This window comes from Lapillicoccus jejuensis, from assembly GCF_006715055.1.
GTDB classification, from domain to species: Bacteria; Actinomycetota; Actinomycetes; order Actinomycetales; family Dermatophilaceae; genus Lapillicoccus; species Lapillicoccus jejuensis.
In genome coordinates, this window is record NZ_VFMN01000001.1 from 2,263,025 (window position 1) to 2,279,747 (window position 16,723).

15 protein-coding genes are annotated in these 16,723 nt (G+C 74.3%); 11 read left to right on the forward strand and 4 right to left on the reverse strand.

Annotated elements, in window-relative coordinates; genetic code table 11:
• Nucleotides 1-70: 70 nt before the first annotated feature.
• On the reverse strand, nucleotides 71-955 hold the full coding sequence (locus tag FB458_RS10770; protein WP_141848490.1) for an aldo/keto reductase: 885 nt from the start codon (nucleotides 953-955) through the stop codon (nucleotides 71-73).
• Nucleotides 956-1,124: 169 nt separating this feature from the next.
• On the opposite strand from FB458_RS10770, the gene FB458_RS10775 reads away from it, so the two are divergent.
• The 5 genes from FB458_RS10775 to FB458_RS10795 are packed head-to-tail and all read left to right on the forward strand — an operon-like array spanning nucleotide 1,125 to nucleotide 5,350.
• A complete protein-coding gene (locus FB458_RS10775; protein WP_170185645.1) occupies nucleotides 1,125-2,450 on the forward strand; it encodes an ABC transporter substrate-binding protein in 1,326 nt (441 codons plus the stop codon).
• A 3-nt stretch (nucleotides 2,451-2,453) separates the two neighbouring features.
• Nucleotides 2,454-3,371, forward strand: coding sequence for a carbohydrate ABC transporter permease (locus FB458_RS10780; RefSeq protein ID WP_246061162.1), 918 nt, complete (start codon nucleotides 2,454-2,456; stop codon nucleotides 3,369-3,371).
• Nucleotides 3,368-4,288 (forward strand): carbohydrate ABC transporter permease, encoded by a 921-nt coding sequence (locus tag FB458_RS10785; protein ID WP_141848492.1) that lies wholly within the window; start codon nucleotides 3,368-3,370, stop codon nucleotides 4,286-4,288. Before FB458_RS10780 ends, FB458_RS10785 begins: the two co-directional genes overlap by 4 nt.
• A complete protein-coding gene (locus tag FB458_RS10790) occupies nucleotides 4,285-4,659 on the forward strand; it encodes a hypothetical protein (protein ID WP_141848493.1) in 375 nt (124 codons plus the stop codon). Before FB458_RS10785 ends, FB458_RS10790 begins: the two co-directional genes overlap by 4 nt.
• Entirely contained in the window at nucleotides 4,652-5,350 is a 699-nt protein-coding gene (locus tag FB458_RS10795) for a polysaccharide deacetylase family protein (RefSeq protein ID WP_141848494.1), read from the forward strand. Before FB458_RS10790 ends, FB458_RS10795 begins: the two co-directional genes overlap by 8 nt.
• A gap of 17 nt (nucleotides 5,351-5,367) precedes the next feature.
• Here the strand turns inward: FB458_RS10795 and FB458_RS10800 are convergent, their stop codons facing one another.
• Together FB458_RS10800 and FB458_RS10805 are read right to left on the reverse strand one after the other, a co-directional pair.
• Nucleotides 5,368-6,891 (reverse strand): YcaO-like family protein, encoded by a 1,524-nt coding sequence (locus FB458_RS10800; protein ID WP_141848495.1) that lies wholly within the window; start codon nucleotides 6,889-6,891, stop codon nucleotides 5,368-5,370.
• A gap of 54 nt (nucleotides 6,892-6,945) precedes the next feature.
• Nucleotides 6,946-7,659 (reverse strand): DUF899 domain-containing protein, encoded by a 714-nt coding sequence (locus FB458_RS10805; RefSeq protein ID WP_141848496.1) that lies wholly within the window; start codon nucleotides 7,657-7,659, stop codon nucleotides 6,946-6,948.
• Nucleotides 7,660-7,773: 114 nt separating this feature from the next.
• Between FB458_RS10805 and FB458_RS10810 the strand changes: the two genes are divergently transcribed.
• Nucleotides 7,774-8,412, forward strand: a complete 639-nt coding sequence (locus tag FB458_RS10810) for a TetR/AcrR family transcriptional regulator (protein WP_141848497.1) — start codon at nucleotides 7,774-7,776, stop codon at nucleotides 8,410-8,412.
• A 50-nt stretch (nucleotides 8,413-8,462) separates the two neighbouring features.
• The gene (locus tag FB458_RS10815) at nucleotides 8,463-8,723 is read left to right on the forward strand and encodes a DUF3072 domain-containing protein (RefSeq protein ID WP_141848498.1); all 261 of its coding nucleotides are present in this window, start codon (nucleotides 8,463-8,465) and stop codon (nucleotides 8,721-8,723) included.
• A 29-nt stretch (nucleotides 8,724-8,752) separates the two neighbouring features.
• Here the strand turns inward: FB458_RS10815 and FB458_RS10820 are convergent, their stop codons facing one another.
• Nucleotides 8,753-10,003, reverse strand: coding sequence for a helix-turn-helix domain-containing protein (locus FB458_RS10820; RefSeq protein ID WP_484177334.1), 1,251 nt, complete (start codon nucleotides 10,001-10,003; stop codon nucleotides 8,753-8,755).
• A gap of 54 nt (nucleotides 10,004-10,057) precedes the next feature.
• Between FB458_RS10820 and FB458_RS10825 the strand changes: the two genes are divergently transcribed.
• The 4 genes from FB458_RS10825 to FB458_RS10840 all read left to right on the forward strand — a co-directional run bounded on the left by FB458_RS10825 (nucleotide 10,058) and on the right by FB458_RS10840 (nucleotide 16,663).
• Nucleotides 10,058-11,116, forward strand: coding sequence for a ferredoxin reductase (locus tag FB458_RS10825; RefSeq protein ID WP_141850476.1), 1,059 nt, complete (start codon nucleotides 10,058-10,060; stop codon nucleotides 11,114-11,116).
• 136 nt (nucleotides 11,117-11,252) lie between these two features.
• Nucleotides 11,253-12,368 carry a fatty acid desaturase family protein gene (locus FB458_RS10830; protein WP_246061541.1) on the forward strand — a complete coding sequence of 372 codons (1,116 nt, stop codon included), beginning with the start codon at nucleotides 11,253-11,255 and terminating at the stop codon, nucleotides 12,366-12,368.
• A gap of 24 nt (nucleotides 12,369-12,392) precedes the next feature.
• The gene (locus FB458_RS10835) at nucleotides 12,393-16,451 is read left to right on the forward strand and encodes a DNA helicase (protein WP_141848501.1); all 4,059 of its coding nucleotides are present in this window, start codon (nucleotides 12,393-12,395) and stop codon (nucleotides 16,449-16,451) included.
• Nucleotides 16,448-16,663, forward strand: coding sequence for a hypothetical protein (locus FB458_RS10840; RefSeq protein WP_141848502.1), 216 nt, complete (start codon nucleotides 16,448-16,450; stop codon nucleotides 16,661-16,663). Before FB458_RS10835 ends, FB458_RS10840 begins: the two co-directional genes overlap by 4 nt.
• Nucleotides 16,664-16,723 lie beyond the last annotated feature (60 nt).

Genomic DNA, 16,723 nt, shown 5'->3' on the forward strand with positions numbered 1-16,723 from the left:
CCCCCTGGTCGTGGAGCGGGCCGCCGCGGTGCTCCGCGGCGGCCCGGCTCGGCTGCAGGCAGCGTATGGCTCAGTGACGAGCTGCGCTGTCGAGTCGTGACTTCTCGTCGTCGGTGAGCTCGACGTCGGCCGCCTCGGCGGAGGCCTTCGCGGTCTCGGGGCGCGACGACCCCGGGATCGGGACGACGACCGGCGACGTGGCGAGCATCCAGGCCAGCGTCACCTGCTGCGGCGAGACGCCCTTGGCGTCGGCGACCTGCTGGAAGACGTCGTACGTCGACCCGAGGTCGCTCGCCTTCGAGATGCCGCCGAGCGGCGACCACGGCAGGAACGCGATGCCCATCTCGGTGCACAGGTCGAGCTCGGGGCGCGAGGAGAGGAAGGCGGGGGAGTACTGGTTCTGCACGGAGACGAGGCGGCCGCCGAGGACGTCGTTCGCCTGGCGGATCTGGTCCGGGTCGGCGTTGGAGATGCCGGCCATCGCGATGACGCCCTCGTCGAGCAGGTCGCGGATCGCGCCGATCGACTCCTCGTAGGGCACGTCGGGGTCCGGGCGGTGGAACTGGTAGAGCCCGATGGCGTCGACGCCGAGCCGCTGCGCGGACGCCTTGGCCGCCTCCTTGAGGTGCTCGGGGCGGCCGTCCTTCTCCCAGCTGTCCTTGTTCGAGCGGGTGTGCCCGCCCTTGGTCGCGACGAGGACGGCGTCGCGGTCGCCGCCCCAGGAGCGCAGCGCCTCGGCGATGAGCTTCTCGTTGTGACCCACCTCGTCGTCGTCCTTGTGCCCGGAGAGGTGGTAGGCGTCGGCGGTGTCGATGAACGTCACGCCGGCGTCCAGCGAGGCGTGGATGGCGGCGATGCTCTGGCTGCGGTCCTCGGGGCGCCCCTCGATGGACATCGGCATGCCGCCGAGGCCGATCGCGGAGACGGTGCGGGACCCGATCTGTCGTGTCTTCACGGCTTGTCCCCTACCCCCGGAGGCGGCCTCGCACGCCGCCGTACGGCGTCGAGCGGTGCGACTGTCGGTGGCGTCGCCCATGATGAGGAACGGCGACCTGCCTCGCGGCCGGCGCCTCGCCGCCGACAGCCCCGGCGGGCCCCGTGCTCCCCCTGCCCAGGAGACCGAGATGACCTCGCTGACCCGCCGATCCTTCCTCGCCGGCGCCGGACTCGCAGGTGCCGGCCTCGCCGTCGCCGCCTGCTCCTCCTCCGGGAGCGAGGGCGACACCGCCGCCGCCGTCCCCTCCACCGGCAAGCTGACCGGGTCGGTCACGCTGACCACCTGGGGCAGCGACCAGGAGGTGGCCGCCTTCAAGCAGCTGGCCTCCTCGTTCCAGCAGGAGCGCGGGGCGACCGTCAACATCGAGGTCCTGCCCTACGACCAGATCCGCACCGTCGTCGACCGCCGCCTCCAGGCGAACCAGGCCCCGGACCTGTTCCGCGTGTCCTACACCGACGTGGCCGGCTACGCGCAGAACGGCGCGCTCGCCGACCTCACCGACGCGTTCGGGGAGGGGTTCGGCGACGCCTTCTTCCCCGGGTTGTGGAGCTCGGTGACCCTCGACGGCGCCCCGGTCGGCGTGCCGCACCACACCGACACGTCGGCGCTGGTCTACAACAAGGCCCACTTCGCCAAGGCCGGCATCACCTCGGTGCCGACGACGCTCGAGACGGCGTGGACGTGGGACGAGCTCGTCGAGGTGCTGAAGCGGCTCAAGTCCGCCGACCTCGGCGCCGCGCCCTTCGCCTTCAACTACCAGCTGTACGGCGCCTACCGCTGGTTCAACACCCTCTTCCAGGCCGGCGGCACCGTGCTCGACGGGTCGCAGAAGACCCCGACGCTCGACACCGACCAGGCCAAGAAGGCGCTGACCTGGACGCAGAGCCTCTACACCGACAAGCTCCACGCGGAGAGCGTCCTGGTCAAGCGCCCGACCTACCCCGACGAGATCTTCCCGACCCAGAAGATCTCGATGATCCAGGCCGGCGACTTCCTCGTGCCGTCCCTGGAGGCGGCGATCGGCTCGAAGTTCGAGTGGGGCGTGACCTACCTGCCGCGCGACACCGCCGCCGCGACCGACCTGGGCGGCAACGCCGTCGTCGTCACCGACGGGTCGAAGAACAAGACCGTCGCCGCGGAGTTCGCCAAGTACCTCGTCACCAAGGACAACATGCAGCTGTTCTGCGAGAAGACGACCGTGCTGCCGGTGCGCAAGGACCTGGTCGACGCGAAGCTGTCCTACGCCACCCGCCCCGACCTGCTGCCGGTCTTCCAGAAGCAGGCGACGACGATGCCCGACGCGCTGGTGAAGACGACGACGCTGCCCGCCTTCCCGGGCATCAACCAGGCGCTGGTCGACTCGATGGACCAGTTCCTCTCCTCGCCCTCGGCGAGCGTCGACTCGGTCGTGGGGTCGCTGACCTCCGGGATCGAGAAGGCGCTGAAGGGCTAGCCGGTGACCGCCACAACCACCGGGCGCCGGCCGACGTCCCGGGTGGTGCTCAGCGCGCGGCGGGCCGAGCAGTGGGCCGGCGTGGTCCTCGCCTCACCGGCGCTGCTCGTCTTCACCGTCTTCATGTTCGTTCCGCTGGCGATGACCGTCTGGTACTCGCTCAACCGCTACTCCGGCTTCGGGCGGATGCGCTTCCTGGGGCTGGACAACTACCGGCACATCGCGGGTGACCCGACGTTCTGGCAGTCGCTGCTCAACACCGTCGTGCTGACCGTCATCACCGTCCCGCTCGGCATCGTGCTCGGGCTCGGCGCAGCGCTCCTGCTCAACCGCGCCCTGCCGGCCCGGGGGCTGTTCCGCGCCCTGGTCTACGTGCCCGTCGTCATCTCCGGCGTGGCCGCCGGCATCATCTGGCTGCGGCTCTTCGACCCGCTCATCGGGCTGCTCAACCAGCTCCTGTCGTCGCTGTCGCTGCCCACCGTCGACTGGCAGGGCAACGGCCTGGCCGCGATGGTCTCGGTCATCGTCGTGACGACCTGGCAGGGCGTCGGCTTCGGGATGGTCGTCTACCTCGCCGGGCTGCAGGCGATCCCGGGCGAGCTGTACGAGGCCGGGGCCGTCGACGGTGCGGTGGGGTGGCGCCGGTTCCGGCACATCACCTGGCCGCTGCTGCGCCCGACGACGTTCTTCCTCGTCGTCTACTCGATCATCGGCAGCTTCCAGGTCTTCGACGTCGTCTACGTCCTCACCCGCGGCGGACCGGGCACGTCGACGACCTTCCTCGTGCAGTACGCCTACGACCAGGGCTTCAACCAGCGACGCCAGGGGTACGCCGCCGCGATCGGCGTCATCCTCTACGTCATCGTCCTCGCCTTCACCGTCCTGCAGTGGAGGCTCGACCGCCGGAGGGACGAGGCATGAGCCAGGTCGTCACCGCCGCCGCCGCGACCGGAGCCCCCGGATCCGAGCCCGGATCCGGACCCGACGAGGAGGGCGTGCGCCCGATCCGGCACGAGCCGCCGCAGCCGCCCCGGGTCGTGCGGACCCGGCTCGTCCTCGCGGTCGTCGTCGTCGTGCTCATGATGTTCCCGGTCTACTGGATGCTGCGGACCTCGTTCGCCAGCACCGACGAGCTGAGCCGGCTCCCGGTCGCGCTGTGGCCGCAGGAGTGGCTGTGGCGCAACTACGTCGACCCGTGGTCGCAGTACCCCTTCGCGCGCTGGCTGCTGAACTCGGTCGTCATCGCCGTGCTCTCGGTGACCCTCACGCTGGCCATCAACCTCAGCGCGGGCTACGCCTTCGCCAAGCTGCGGTTCCCGCTGCGCAACCTGTTCTTCCTCGCCATCATCAGCACGCTCATGGTGCCGGTGCAGGTCATCATGGTCCCGCAGTTCCAGATCGTCATCGACCTCGGGCTGCTCAACAGCACGTGGGGCGTCGTGCTGCCGCGGCTCGCGGAGGCGTTCGGGTTGTTCATGGCCCGGCAGTTCTTCCTCGGCGTCCCCGACGAGCTCATCGAGGCCGCGCGCATCGACGGGGCGAGCCACCTGCGGATCTTCCGGTCGATCGTCCTGCCGCTGTCCAAGCCGCTCATCGCGGCGCTGGTGATCTTCACCTTCATGTGGCGCTGGAACGAGTTCGTCTGGCCGCTCATCGTGCTCACCGACCCCAACGCCTACACGCTGCCGGTCGGGCTGCAGTTCCTCATCAGCCAGTTCAGCACCAACTTCGGGCCGCTGCTGGCCATGTCGTTCCTGTCCATCCTGCCGATGCTCGTCGTCTTCGCGATCTTCCAGAAGTACTTCGTGCAGGGCGTGGCGCGGACGGGGCTGAAGTGAGCGGGGACGACCTGGGAGCCGACCTCGCGCGGCCCGCGGCGGCGGACCCGCTCGCGGCGCTGCAGGAGGTGCGCGGCCTCGAGCTGGAGCGGGAGGGGATCGCCATGGTCCTCGCCGTCGCCGACCTGCGCCCCGGGCGCCGGCTCGTCGTCGAGGACGACGCGGCGCGGGCCGAGGGCGCTCGGCTCGCAGAGCTCTTCGACGGCTACTGGGCCGGGCTCGAGGCGGCCGGCTTCCCCCCGGCCGACGAGTGGCCGGACGAGACCGGCGCCCCGCACGTCATCGACGCGCTCGTCGTGCTGTCCGACCGGCACCTCAGCCGCCGACGCGTGCCCGGTGACGAGACGACGGGGGAGCGGGCCGATGGCTGACCCCGACCGCCTCGGCGTCCTCGGGCGCGACTTCCACCGCGACGCCCTCGCGGCGGGCGCGTTCGTGCGGGTCGTCAACTGGCACAACACCCCCGAGGCCCGGCGGGACGACCTGCGCGCCCAGCTCGCGGCCTACCTCGATCACTACGACCCGCTGCTGCCGGAGGACCTCGACCGGTTCGTCGAGACCGGCCGGTGGCACCGCGACCGCCCGGGGTTCGTGCCGGCGTTCTACGACTCCTACCGCAACAACGTCACCGTCGCCGCGCCGGTCTGCGAGGAGCTCGGGATCAGCGCCTGGTTCTACCCGCCGACCGCGCTGCTCGAGGTCGAGCCCGAGCAGCAGCGCGCCTTCGCGCTCGAGCACGACGTGACCATCCTCGACGAGGAGCCGGAGGGACCCTGGTTCATGACCTGGGACGACCTCGCCCGGCTCGCCGAGCGGCACGTCGTCGCCGCCCACACGGCCTCGCACGCGGCCGCGCGGATGATCACCACGCCGGAGGACGTCGAGCGCGAGATCCACGCTCCCGTACGACGCCTCACCGAGGTCACCGGTCGGGTGCCACCCGCGTTCGCCTTCCTCTACGGGACGCCGCCGGTGCCCGGCACGCCCGCCGGCGACGCGGTGCTGGGCAGCGGGGTGCGGTGGGCGACGACGAACACCTCGATGCTGCGGATCGCCGACTGACCGTCCTCCCCTCGCGCCTACCGATCGCGCTCGGCCAGCCGCTGCTGCGCGGTGTGCCGGCTGGGCTCGCGGTAGAGCGGCAACAGCGGCGCGCTGAGGTGGTCCAGGCCGTCGACGTCGAGCCACGCCCGGCCGCCGAGCCGCTCGACCGCCTCGTCGGTGAGGTGGACCGGGGCCCACCCGTCGGGGCCGCGGTCGCCGACGACGACGAGGTCGTGCCGCGGGTCGTCGAGCAGACGTCGCACGTTGCGCTCGCCGATCCGGTGGTAGGCGACCGTCTCGACCTCGAGCCCGGGGACGAGGACCTTGACCGCGTGCACCCCGGCCGCGTCGTCGCCGGCGGGCGAGAGGTCGCGGTACAGGACGTCGTACCCCTGGGCTGTGAGGCGACCGGTGACGTCGGCGAGGTGGGCGGCGGCGTCGCCGTCGGCGGTCGTCGTCGGGAGGCCGGTGAAGGGGACGACGGCGTCGGTGCGCAGCACGCTCGCGTCGACCAGCGGGCGCCACTGCTCGCGCGCGAGGCTCAGCCACCCGACCATGGCGTCGAGGACCCGCTGCTCCTCGCCCGCCGGGTCCATCGCGGTGATGACGCCCTCGTAGTGCGCCGGGGCGATGGCCCGGACGGCGTCGAGCGGACCGTGCATCAGCTGCTTGCGAGGGCGGGCGTTGGCGAACTCGAGGACGGCCTTGCGCAGCGCCACCTCGCGGTCGGGGTGGACGGCTTCGCCGCACGCGGTCGCGGACAGGACGTCGTCGTCCGGGGCGGCGCCGACGACGTCGATGTTGGCCATGCCGAAGTCGGTCGAGGCGATCTTGGCCAGCACCTGCACCCCGGCGGCCCGAAGCCGGTCCAGGGCCCAGCGGGTGACCGGGTCGGTGACGCCGTCGAGGTCGAGCACCTGCCCGGTGTCGAACGCGCGGAAGGACAGGCCGTTGCCGTCGCGCTGGACGATCTCGAGGACGGCGTGGGCGAGGGCCTGCTCGAGGCTCGACCCGGCGCCCAGGCCGTTCGAGACCGGCGTGGTGAGCCACCCGCCCGGCGGGCGCGTCGCCGGCAGCTCCGACCCCGCGCTCGCGACGAGCTCGGCCGGGGCGAGCACCGTCGCGCCGTCGGCGAGCCGGGTCATCGGCCACCAGACGAGCGGGGTGTCGTCGTCGAAGGCGACACCGGCCGGCAGGCCCAGCAGCCGCGGGTCGACCACACCCTCCCGCCCGTGGCGGCGGCGCAGCTCGGCGAGCGAGCCCTCCTCGGTCGGGGCGCCGTCGAGGGCGCGACCGGCGCAGACGTGCTCGACGCACTCGCCGAGCGCGCCGACGCGGGCGCGCTGCTCGCTGGGGCCGTAGCCGATCCCCCCGGTCCCGCTCCGACCGTCGCTCCACCAGGAGGACCACACCGGGACCCCCACCGTGTCGAGCGGGGTGAGCGCGAACTCGAGGAGCGACTCGCGCCCGAGGGTGGCCTCGAACCGCGCGGCCGCGGTGGCCAGCGCGGGGTCGTCGGCGGGCACGGCGGGGGCGGTGGGCACGGCGTCGGCGCTCATGGTCCCAGCCGAGCAGACCGCGGCGGCGCCGTCCACCGACAGCGCCGCCCCAGTTCAGTCCCGGTGGCCGCTGCCCGGTCCGTAGAGCCGGGCGATGTCCTTCGAGCCCTCCCAGCCCTCGTACGCCGGCGTGCGCGGCCAGCCCTCGGGGGAGTCCTGCCACTCCTCCATCCGGCCCCACGGCAGGATGTCCAGGAGGGGGAAGAAGTGGCTCAGCTGCTCCGTTCCGCGGCCGTCGGTGTGCCACGTCCGGTAGACGGTGTCCCCGTCGCGGAGGAAGACGTTGACGGCGAAGCCCTCACCGGGACCCGCGCCCATGTCCTGGCCGAACGGGCTGTCGGCGGTCGAGTACCAGGTCATCCGGTTGCCCACCTTCTCGCGGTAGGCGAGGGCCTCGTCGATCGGGCCCTGGGTCACGACGACGAAACGGGCGTCGTACGGCTGGAGGAAGTCGAGCCGGGTGAACTGCGAGGTGAAGCCGGTGCAGCCGCCGCACTGCCACTCCTCGCCGGGGAACCACATGTGGTGGTAGGTGACGAGCTGGTGCTTGCCGTCGAAGAGGTCGACGAGACGCACCGGTCCGTCGGCCCCGACCAGCGTGTAGTCGGGCAGCTGCACCATCGGCAGCCGCCGGCGTTGGGCGGCGATGGCGTCCAGCTCGCGGGTCGCGGCCTTCTCGCGGACCCGGAGGTCGGCGAGGGCCTGCCGCCACTGCGCCTCGTCGGTGACCGGGGGCAGGGCGGTGGGCTGGGGAGCGGTGCTGGTCACGGGGTCTCCTCGTCGAGTGGCGTGCCGTGGGCGGTGAGTGTGGACGCCGTCCACATCAGCTATGTTCACACCGTACACACGAGCGGCCCCAGGTCAACCCCGGAGGTGAGTGGCATGTCGGCTCCGGCCCGGGCGACGTACCACCACGGGAACCTGCGCGAGGCCCTCGTCGAGGCGGGGCTGGAGCTCACGCGCGCCGGGGGTCCGTCCGCGCTCGTGCTGCGCGACGTGACCCGGCGCGTCGGGGTGTCGCCGAACGCGGCCTACCGGCACTTCGCCGACCGGGACGCGCTGCTCGCCGCCGTCGCCGCGGCGATCCAGGAGGGCATGGTCGCGCGGATGCAGTCGGCGCGCGGCGGCCGTCGCGCGCCGCCCGACCCGGTGCGTGCCCTGCGCGCCGTCGGGCTCGGGTACGTCGACTTCGCCCTCGCCGAGCCGGGGTGGTTCGAGACGGCGTTCGGGATGAGCAGCGCCCTGCCGGGCGGTCCCGCGCCGCAGGACGTCGACGCCCTGCCGCCCGCCGACCGGCTGCCGGCGCCGCTGGCCCGGCTCGTCGAGGCCCTCGACGGCCTCGTCGAGGCGGGCCTGCTCAGCCCCCGCCGGCGGCGGGGCGCCGAGTGGCCGTGCTGGTCCGCCGTGCACGGCTACGCCCTGCTCGCCCTCGGCGGCCCGCTGCGCGGCCAGCCGCCGCGGGTGCTGCGCCGCGAGGCCGAGCGGACCGTCGACGCGATCATCGCCGGGCTGCTGGCCTGAGGCCGACCGGTCGGAGGTTGCCTGTCGGTGGTGGGGGGCATGGTGGCGGCATGACCGACGAGCACACCCCCGACACCACCGACCGCCGTGAGGGCGAGACCCTCGGCGCGACCGCCGACGCCCAGACGCCCGACCCGGCCCTCGAGCGCGACCCCAGCGAGTGGGTGAGCGGCGACGACCCGATCACGGAGGCGCAGAAGAGCTACCTGGACAACCTCGCCCGGCAGGCCGGCGAGGAGCTGCCCGCCGACATGAGCAAGGCCGAGGCCTCGCAGCACATCGACCGGCTGAAGAAGCAGCTCGACCTCTGAGACGTGGCGGCGACGTCCCGCCCCGGGCCTCAGCCCGGGTCGGCGGGGGCCGGACGGGCCCGCAGCACGAGCTCGAGCTCGAAGCGCACCTGCGGGTCCTCGAGGTCGTCGCCGAAGAGCTCGCGCAGCTGGGCGACGCGGTAGCCGACGGTCTGGGGGTGGATCCCCAGCTCGTCGGCCACCGGCGCCCGCTGGCCCCAGTGCCGCAGCCAGGCCAGCAGCGTCTGCTCGAGCTTGGCCCGGGCGCCGGGGCGCAGCGTCGAGAAGGGGGCCAGCCGACGCGCGCCGAGGTCGGCCAGGGCGCCGGCCTCGGCGCCGAGGACGATGTCGGTGAGGTGGTCCTGCACCCACAGGGGGTCGCCGGGGCGTCGTACGGGCGCTCCCTCGGGGAGCAGCACGGCGCTCGCGGAGACCGCCAGCCGCAGCGACTCCGGCACCCGGGACCAGTCGCGCGGCGGCCCGACCACCGCGCCGCGGTCGTGCAGCGCGATCTCGAGCGCCCGACGGTCCCGCCCCGAGCCGGGCGCCGGCGCGAGGGCCACGGCGTCCGCCTCGCGGGCGGCGACGATCGCGCGCGGTCCGAGCGCGAGCCGCCCGCCCGCCGCCTCCTCCGGCGGCAGCAGGACCGCGACCATGGTCGCCGGCACCGCCCAGCCCGCCGCGGCCGCGGCCTGCTGCACCGCGACCTCGTCGGCCTGGCCGCGCAGGATGAGCTCGAGCACCTCGACCCGTCGCCGGTCGGTCTCCCCGGCCCGCTCGGACTGCTCGAAGGCGAAGCCCTGCGCGCTCGCCGAGGACACCTCCTCGATGTAGGCGAGGACGCTCTCCGAGAGGGCGACGATGACCGTGGCGTCGTACCCGGCGCGCATGGCCGCTTCGGAGAAGCGCCGCAGCGTCACCCGGGTCCCGACCCGGTAGGCCGCCAGGAGGGAGTCGAGCGTGCGGCCCTGGCGCACCTCCCCCCGACCGAGTGTCGTGTAGACGTCGCGGGCCTCGTCCGTGAGCGGCGGCCGCGAGGTGCCGACGAGGCCGAGGAAGCTGCTCAGGGCGACCTCCGTGCCCCGCCGCACGGCCTGCCCGAAGCGCCCCTCGAAGGGCCGGGCGTAGGCGGGCACCCCCTCGCGGATCGCCCGGATGATCTCCTCCACGAGGTCCGGGAGAGTGGGGCGGATCACAGGCACGATTTCAGCCGGGAGGGACAGCCATGGTTGGTCGATGGAACCTGTGGCCACGCTGGAACCTCCGGAAACTATCGCGTGGAGACAATTGAGGGTGCGCACACTGTATGCCCGGGCACGAGAGCCGCGGGGCCCTCGGATGGGACCATGGACTGTATGACCCGCCTCAACCCTCTCGCGCGCCTCGCGTCCGTCTTCACGACGCCGCACGCGCCCGAGGACTTCCTGCGGCTGGTCAACCCGCTGTCGTCCGCGCGCCAGCTGCGCGGCATCGTCACCCGCGTCGACCGCGAGACGCCGGACTCGGCGACGATCCACTTCCGGCCCGGCCGCGGCTGGCACGCGCACGAGGCCGGCCAGTGGGCCCGGATCGGCGTCGACATCGACGGCGTCCGCCAGTGGCGCTCGTACTCGCTGACCACCGCGGGCGGCGAGGACCCGGCCATCACCGTGACGGCGATCGGCGCGATCTCCGAGGCTCTGGTGCACCGCACCGAGCCGGGCGACGTGCTCTTCCTCAGCCCGCCGCAGGGCGACTTCGTGCTCCCCGAGCACCCGCGCCCGCTGCTCATGCTCACCGCCGGCAGCGGCCTCACCCCGGTGATGTCGATGGTGCGCACGCTCGTCCGGCGGCGCAGCGACGCCGACGTCGAGCTGGTCCACTCGGCCCGCACCCGGGAGACCGCGCTGTTCCGCGACGAGCTCGAGGAGCTCGCCGGCCTCGACCACGGCCTCACCGTCCACCACTGGATCACCGGTGAGCGCGGCCGCCGCTTCGACCTCACCTCCACCGACGACCTCGACGCCACCGTGCCCGACTGGCGCGAGCGGGCGACGTACGTCTGCGGTCCGACCGAGATGATCGACGACGCCGAGGCGCTGTGGAGGGCCGCCGAGGTCGAGTCGCGGCTGGTCATCGAGCGCTTCGCCCCCATCACGCTGCCGGGGTCCGGCGGCGACGGCGGGCGCGTCGTCTTCGAGAAGTCCGACAAGGAGGTCGACGCCGACGGCGCGACCACCCTGCTCGACGCCGGCGAGGACGCCGGCGTCATCATGCCCAGCGGCTGCCGCATGGGCATCTGCCAGAGCTGCCTCGTCCCGCTGCAGGCCGGCCGGGTGCGCGACCTGCGCACCGGTGAGGTCCACGGCGACGAGGGCCAGCTCATCCAGACCTGCGTGTCCACCGCCGCCGGCGACGTCTACCTCGACGTCTAGGCCCCGCGCCGCCGTACGGCGCCCCCATCCCGCACTTCCCTCGTCCAGCAGGACACCCGAAGGAGAACCCATGACCGCCACCGCAGAGCGGGTCGAGACGACCGCCACCACCGCCCCGGCGCGCCCGCGCCGCTTCATGTTCGAGACCGAGGGCCACCCCCTCGTGCGTCCCGAGGCGGCCCGGCACCTGACCGACGAGCAGGTGGCCGAGCTCGGCCGCGAGCTCGACGCGATCAAGGACTCCGTGCTCGCCGACCGCGGGGCCAAGGACGCGGCGTACATCCACCGCGTCATCCGCGCCCAGCGCACCCTCGAGCTCGCCGGCCGCGCGAGCCTCGTCTTCGCCAAGCACCCCGTCATGTGGGTCGCCGGCGTCGGCATGCTCTCGGTCGCGAAGATCATCGAGAACATGGAGATCGGGCACAACGTCCTGCACGGCCAGTGGGACTGGATGCGCGACCCCGACATCCACTCGACCACCTGGGAGTGGGACTTCGTCACCCCGGCCGCGTCGTGGAAGCACACCCACAACGACCTGCACCACGTGTGGACCAACGTCGTCGGCAAGGACCGCGACGTGGGCTACAACATCCTGCGGATGAGCGAGGACCAGGAGTGGCAGCCGTGGAACCTCGGCAACCCGCTCTACAACGCGATGCTCGCGCCGATCTTCGAGTGGGGCATCGCCGTCTACGACCTCGAGCTCGACGAGGTCCAGGCCGGCAACAAGTCCAAGACCGAGCTGCGGCGCGACCTGCGCGCCATGGGCAAGAAGGTCGCCCGGCAGTTCGGCAAGGACTACCTCGCCACCCCGGCCGTCGCCGCGCTCACCGGCTCGTTCGGCCCGGCGCTCGCCGGCACCCTCACGGCCAACGCGATCCGCAACGTCTGGGCGCACGCGGTGATCTTCTGCGGGCACTTCCCCGACGGGGCCGACACCTTCACCGAGGAGATGATCGAGGGCGAGACCCGCGGTGACTGGTACGTCCGGCAGATGATCGGCTCGGCCAACATCTCCGGCAGCCGGGCCATGCACTTCATGACCGGCAACCTCAGCCACCAGATCGAGCACCACCTCTTCCCCGACCTGCCGTCCAACCGGTACATCGAGGTCGCTCCGAAGGTGCGCGAGATCTGCGAGCGCTACGGCCTGCCCTACAACACGGGTCCGCTCTACAAGCAGCTCGGCTCCACCTGGGGCAAGATCTTCCGGCTCGCCCTGCCGCCCAAGGGTCGCCTGCGTCGTCGCTGACGCCGCGTTGGTTAGCCTGCGGGGGTGAGTGAGGCGGCAGGTCGGACCGGTCCGGACGAGCAGGCCGGTCCGGTCGAGCAGCCGCCGGCCGGGCCGCCGCCGTCGCCGACGTCCGCCCCGGACGGGGGGCAGGTCGCGCCGGAGCCACGGGACGCCGTACGGCGGTGGCAGCAGGCGCTCGCCGACGTCGCCGGCCGGAACACGCTGCTGTGGTTCGACCCCGCGCACGTCCACGCGGGCAGCTTCCTCGACCTGACGATGGCCCACCCGGGCGGGATCTCGAAGCTCGTCACGGGTCGGGCCACGGCCATCGGCGACCTCGTGCGCGAGCCGGCCGCCCTCGTCGTCGCCCGCCGCCGGGCGCAGGCCATCGCCGAGCACTGCGACCTCGTCCTGCAGCAGCGCGGGCTGCTCGTCGGGTTCGCGGCGATGGGCCTGGCCACGTGGGGCGTCGGCACCGGGCGCCGGCCGATCGCGCCGGTGCTGTTGCGCCCGGTCCGGCTGCGGCCCACCTCGCACGATCTCGAGCTCCAGCTCGGTCCCGAGGTCGAGGTCAACCCGGTCCTGGTCCGGGCGCTGGCCGAGCAGGCCGGCATCCGCCTCGACGAGCAGGCGCTCACGGCCAGCGCCGCCGTCGCCGGCGGCTTCGACCCGACCCCGGCCTATCGCGTCCTCGAGCGGGCCTGCGCCGGGCTCACCGGGTTCGCCGTCAGCTCGCGGCTGCTCGTCGGCACCTTCCCGCACAGCAAGCTCGACCTCGTCGCCGACCTCGCGGACCACGCGGACGCCCTCCTCGTGCACCCGGTCGTCGCCGGGCTCGCCGGCGACGAGGCCGCCCGAACGGCGCTGCGTCGACTGCCGGACCCGGCGCCCGTCGCCGACCGCGACCCCGCCGACGAGCAGCACGTCCTGCCGCTCGACGCCGGGCAGGCCGACGTCGTCGCCGCCGTCGTCGCCGGTGCCAGCCTCGCCGTCACCGCGCCGGACGGCAGCGGGGCGACGCAGACCGTCGCCGCCCTCGGGGCGGCGCTCGCCGCCCGCGGCCGCTCGGTGCTCGTCGTCTCGCCCCGCCGGCGCGACGTCACCGACCTGCTCGTGCGTCTCGACGGCGTCGGGCTGCGCGACCTCGTCCTCGACGGCGTCGTCGCCGCGACCGACCGGCGGGTCACGCTCCAGCAGGTCGTCGACACCTTCCAGGCCGTCGTCGACCGCGGGGAGCAGCAGCGGCCCGAGGACGACGTCCGACCGCTGGCCCGGGCCCGCGAGCTCCTGCGCGGTCACGTCGCCGCGCTGCACGACCCGAGGGCGCCCTGGGGCGTCAGCGCCGACGAGGCCCAGGCCGCCGTCGCCGAGCTGGCGCAGCGCCACGACGCCCCCGCCTCGCGGGTCCGGCTCGTCGGACCCGCCCTGCGCGGCCTCACCCGCGACCGGCTCGACGCCGTCGCGGCGCGGCTCACCGAGGCGGCGCGGGTCGGGGCGTGGGGGTACGACGGCGACGGCGCCCCGGTGGTGACCGAGGTCGCCGTACCTGCGGTCGAGGAACCGGTCGAGGAGGAGCCGGTCGAGCTGCTCGAGACCGACGAGGCCGACGAGGTCACGGAGGACACGGAGGACACGGAGGACGCTCACGGTGGCGACGACCTCGACGACGACCTCGACGACGACCTCGACGACGTCGTCGTGGCGACCGCGGAGGACGACGCGGTCCCGGGCGGGGCGGTCGACGCGACGGACCCCTGGTACGGCGCCCACGTGCTCACCGACGCCGAGGTCGAGCGGGCCCGCGAGATCGTCACCCGGCTCGGCGGCGGCGGGCTGGACCGCGCGACGGCGCTCCTCGACGTCATCCTCGAGGAGTCGTCGCTGCCGCGGGCCGCGACCGTGGATGACTGGGGCCACGCGCTGACGACGATGGCCGGCGTCCGCCAGACCCTCGAGGTCTTCCGGCCCGAGGTCTTCGACACCCCGCTCGACGAGCACGTCGCCGCGACGGCCTCCGCGGCCGAGCGCCGCGCCGAGGGCTCGGACCTCGGGACCGTCACGCGGATGCGGGTGCGCCAGCAGGCGCGACGGCTGCTGCGCCCCGGGCGTCCGCCGGCCGACCTGCACGCCGAGCTCGTCGCCGCGCGCCGGCACCGCCGCGCCTGGCAGGACCTCGTCGGTGCCGGTGGACGGCCGGAGATCTCGCCCCGGCTCGAGGAGGCCGTCGCTGCCCACGACACGCTGCGTCGCGACCTCGACTGGCTGGGGGCCCGGCTGGCGACGACCGCGGCCGGCGGGGGGCTGAGCGCCGTCCCGCTCGCCGACCTCGGGGACCGGTTGGCCGCGCTGGCCGCCCGGACCGACCGGCTCGCCGTCCTCCCGCAGGTCGTGCCCGTGCTCGAGGAGCTGCGGGCCGGCGGTCTCGGCGACCTCGTCGACGACCTCGCCGCCCGCCGCGTCCCGCCGCAGCACGTGGACGCCGAGCTCCAGCTCGTCTGGTGGACGTCGGTCCTGCGCCACGTGCGCGCCGACGACCCCCGCTACTCCGGCCACGACGGCGAGCAGCTGCGGGCCGCGGCGTCGTCGTACCGGGCCGCCGACCGCGCCCGGGAGACGACGACCGCCGCCGTGGTCCGGGCCGGGGTCGACCGCGCCGTCCGCGCGGCCGTCTCGGCCGACCGGGCCGCCGCGGCGTCGCTGCTGGCCGAGGTCGACGGCGCGAGGCGCCCGCAGGCGCTCTCCACCCTCCTCGGTCGGTGCGGACCGCTCCTGCACGCGACGAAGCCGATCTGGGCGCTCAGCCCGTACGCCGTCGCCGAGACCCTCCCGCCCGGGGTGGGCTTCGACGTGGTCGTCGTCCAGTCGGCCGGGGCGCTCACGGTCCCCGAGGCGGTCGCGGCGCTCAGCCGCGGTCGCCAGGTGGTCGTCGTCGGCGACCCCGACGGCGCACCGCCCACCCCCTTCACCGTCACGCCGGAGGGCGCGGCCCGCGACGAGCAGGCCGCCCCGCGCACCGTCCCCGCTCCGGGGTCGGTGCTCGAGGCGCTGACCGGTCTGCTGCCCGCCCGCCGGCTGCACTGGGACCACCTGCGTCGCGACGAGCGGCTGACCGGGCTGGTCCGGGGCCGGGACGGCCTGGCCGACCTCGTCACCGTGCCCGGCGCCGACCAGGCCTCACCGGTCCGGGTCGAGCGGGTCGAGGGTGCCGGGCGGGTGACCGCCGGCGCCAAGTCGGCCATCGAGTCCACCGAGGTCGAGGCCTCCCGCGTCGTCGAGCTCGTCGTCGAGCACCTGCGCGACCGCCCCCACGAGCGACTGGGCGTCGTCGGGGTCACCCGGGCGCACGCCGACCGCCTGCGCGAGGTCCTCGACCACGAGCTGCGCGAGCTGCCCCGCGAGCTCGCCGACACGCTGGCCCGCCTGGGGCCGGACGGCGTCCCCGTGCACCACCTCGACAGCCTCGGCGGTCGCCGCTGCGACGCGCTGCTGCTGTCGGTCGGGTACGGCAAGACCCCGCACGGCCGGGTGCTGCACCGCTTCCCGGACCTCGCCGGGCCGGGGGCCGGGCGGCTGCTGCGGGCGGCCGTCGCCTCGGCCCGCCGCCGCGTCACGGTCGTCACCGCCCTGGCGCCCGAGGACCTGGACGCGACGCGGCTCACCGAACCGGGGCCGCTGGCGCTGCGGGCGCTGCTCGTCGACGCCGAACGGGTCGCCGGGCTCGGGTGGGCCACCGACGGCCGCGACGTCGGCCCGCTCCTCGGGCACCTCGCCACGCGACTGCGCTGGGAGGGCCTGGAGGTCCGCGAGGGCGTCGGCACCGGCCGCCGCGTCGACCTCGCCGTCGTCGACCCCGCCGCGCCCGAGCACCCGCTCGCCATCGGCGGCGACGGGGCGCCGTACGTCGGCCTCACCGGCACCCGCGAGCGGGACCGGCTCTGGGAGGAGCACCTCGTCGCCGCCGGCTGGCGGGTGACGCGGGTGTGGTCGACCGACCTCTACCGCGACCCGGCCCGCGAGGTGGCCCGCGTCGTCAGCGCCGTCCGGGCCGGGTCGGCCCCGGGTCGCCCGACCGCGTCGCTGGACGAGGACACGTGGCGGTGAGCGACGGGTCGTCCGGCCCCGACGGCGCCGGGCGACGGCGTCGGCACCGCCGGGTGACCCGCCCCGCGACCGGGGGCACGCCTCCGCGTCCGGACGACGGCGGGCTGGACCAGACCCGCGACGACACGGACGCCGGCTGGGGTGAGGCGCCGGAGCCCGGCGACGCCCGCGACCGCTGGTACGTCGAGCAGCGCCCCCCGCACTGGGGCTGACCGCCGCTCGGAGTGCACGCGCCAAGGGACCTCTCCTTGCTGCGGATGTGCCCTTCCTGG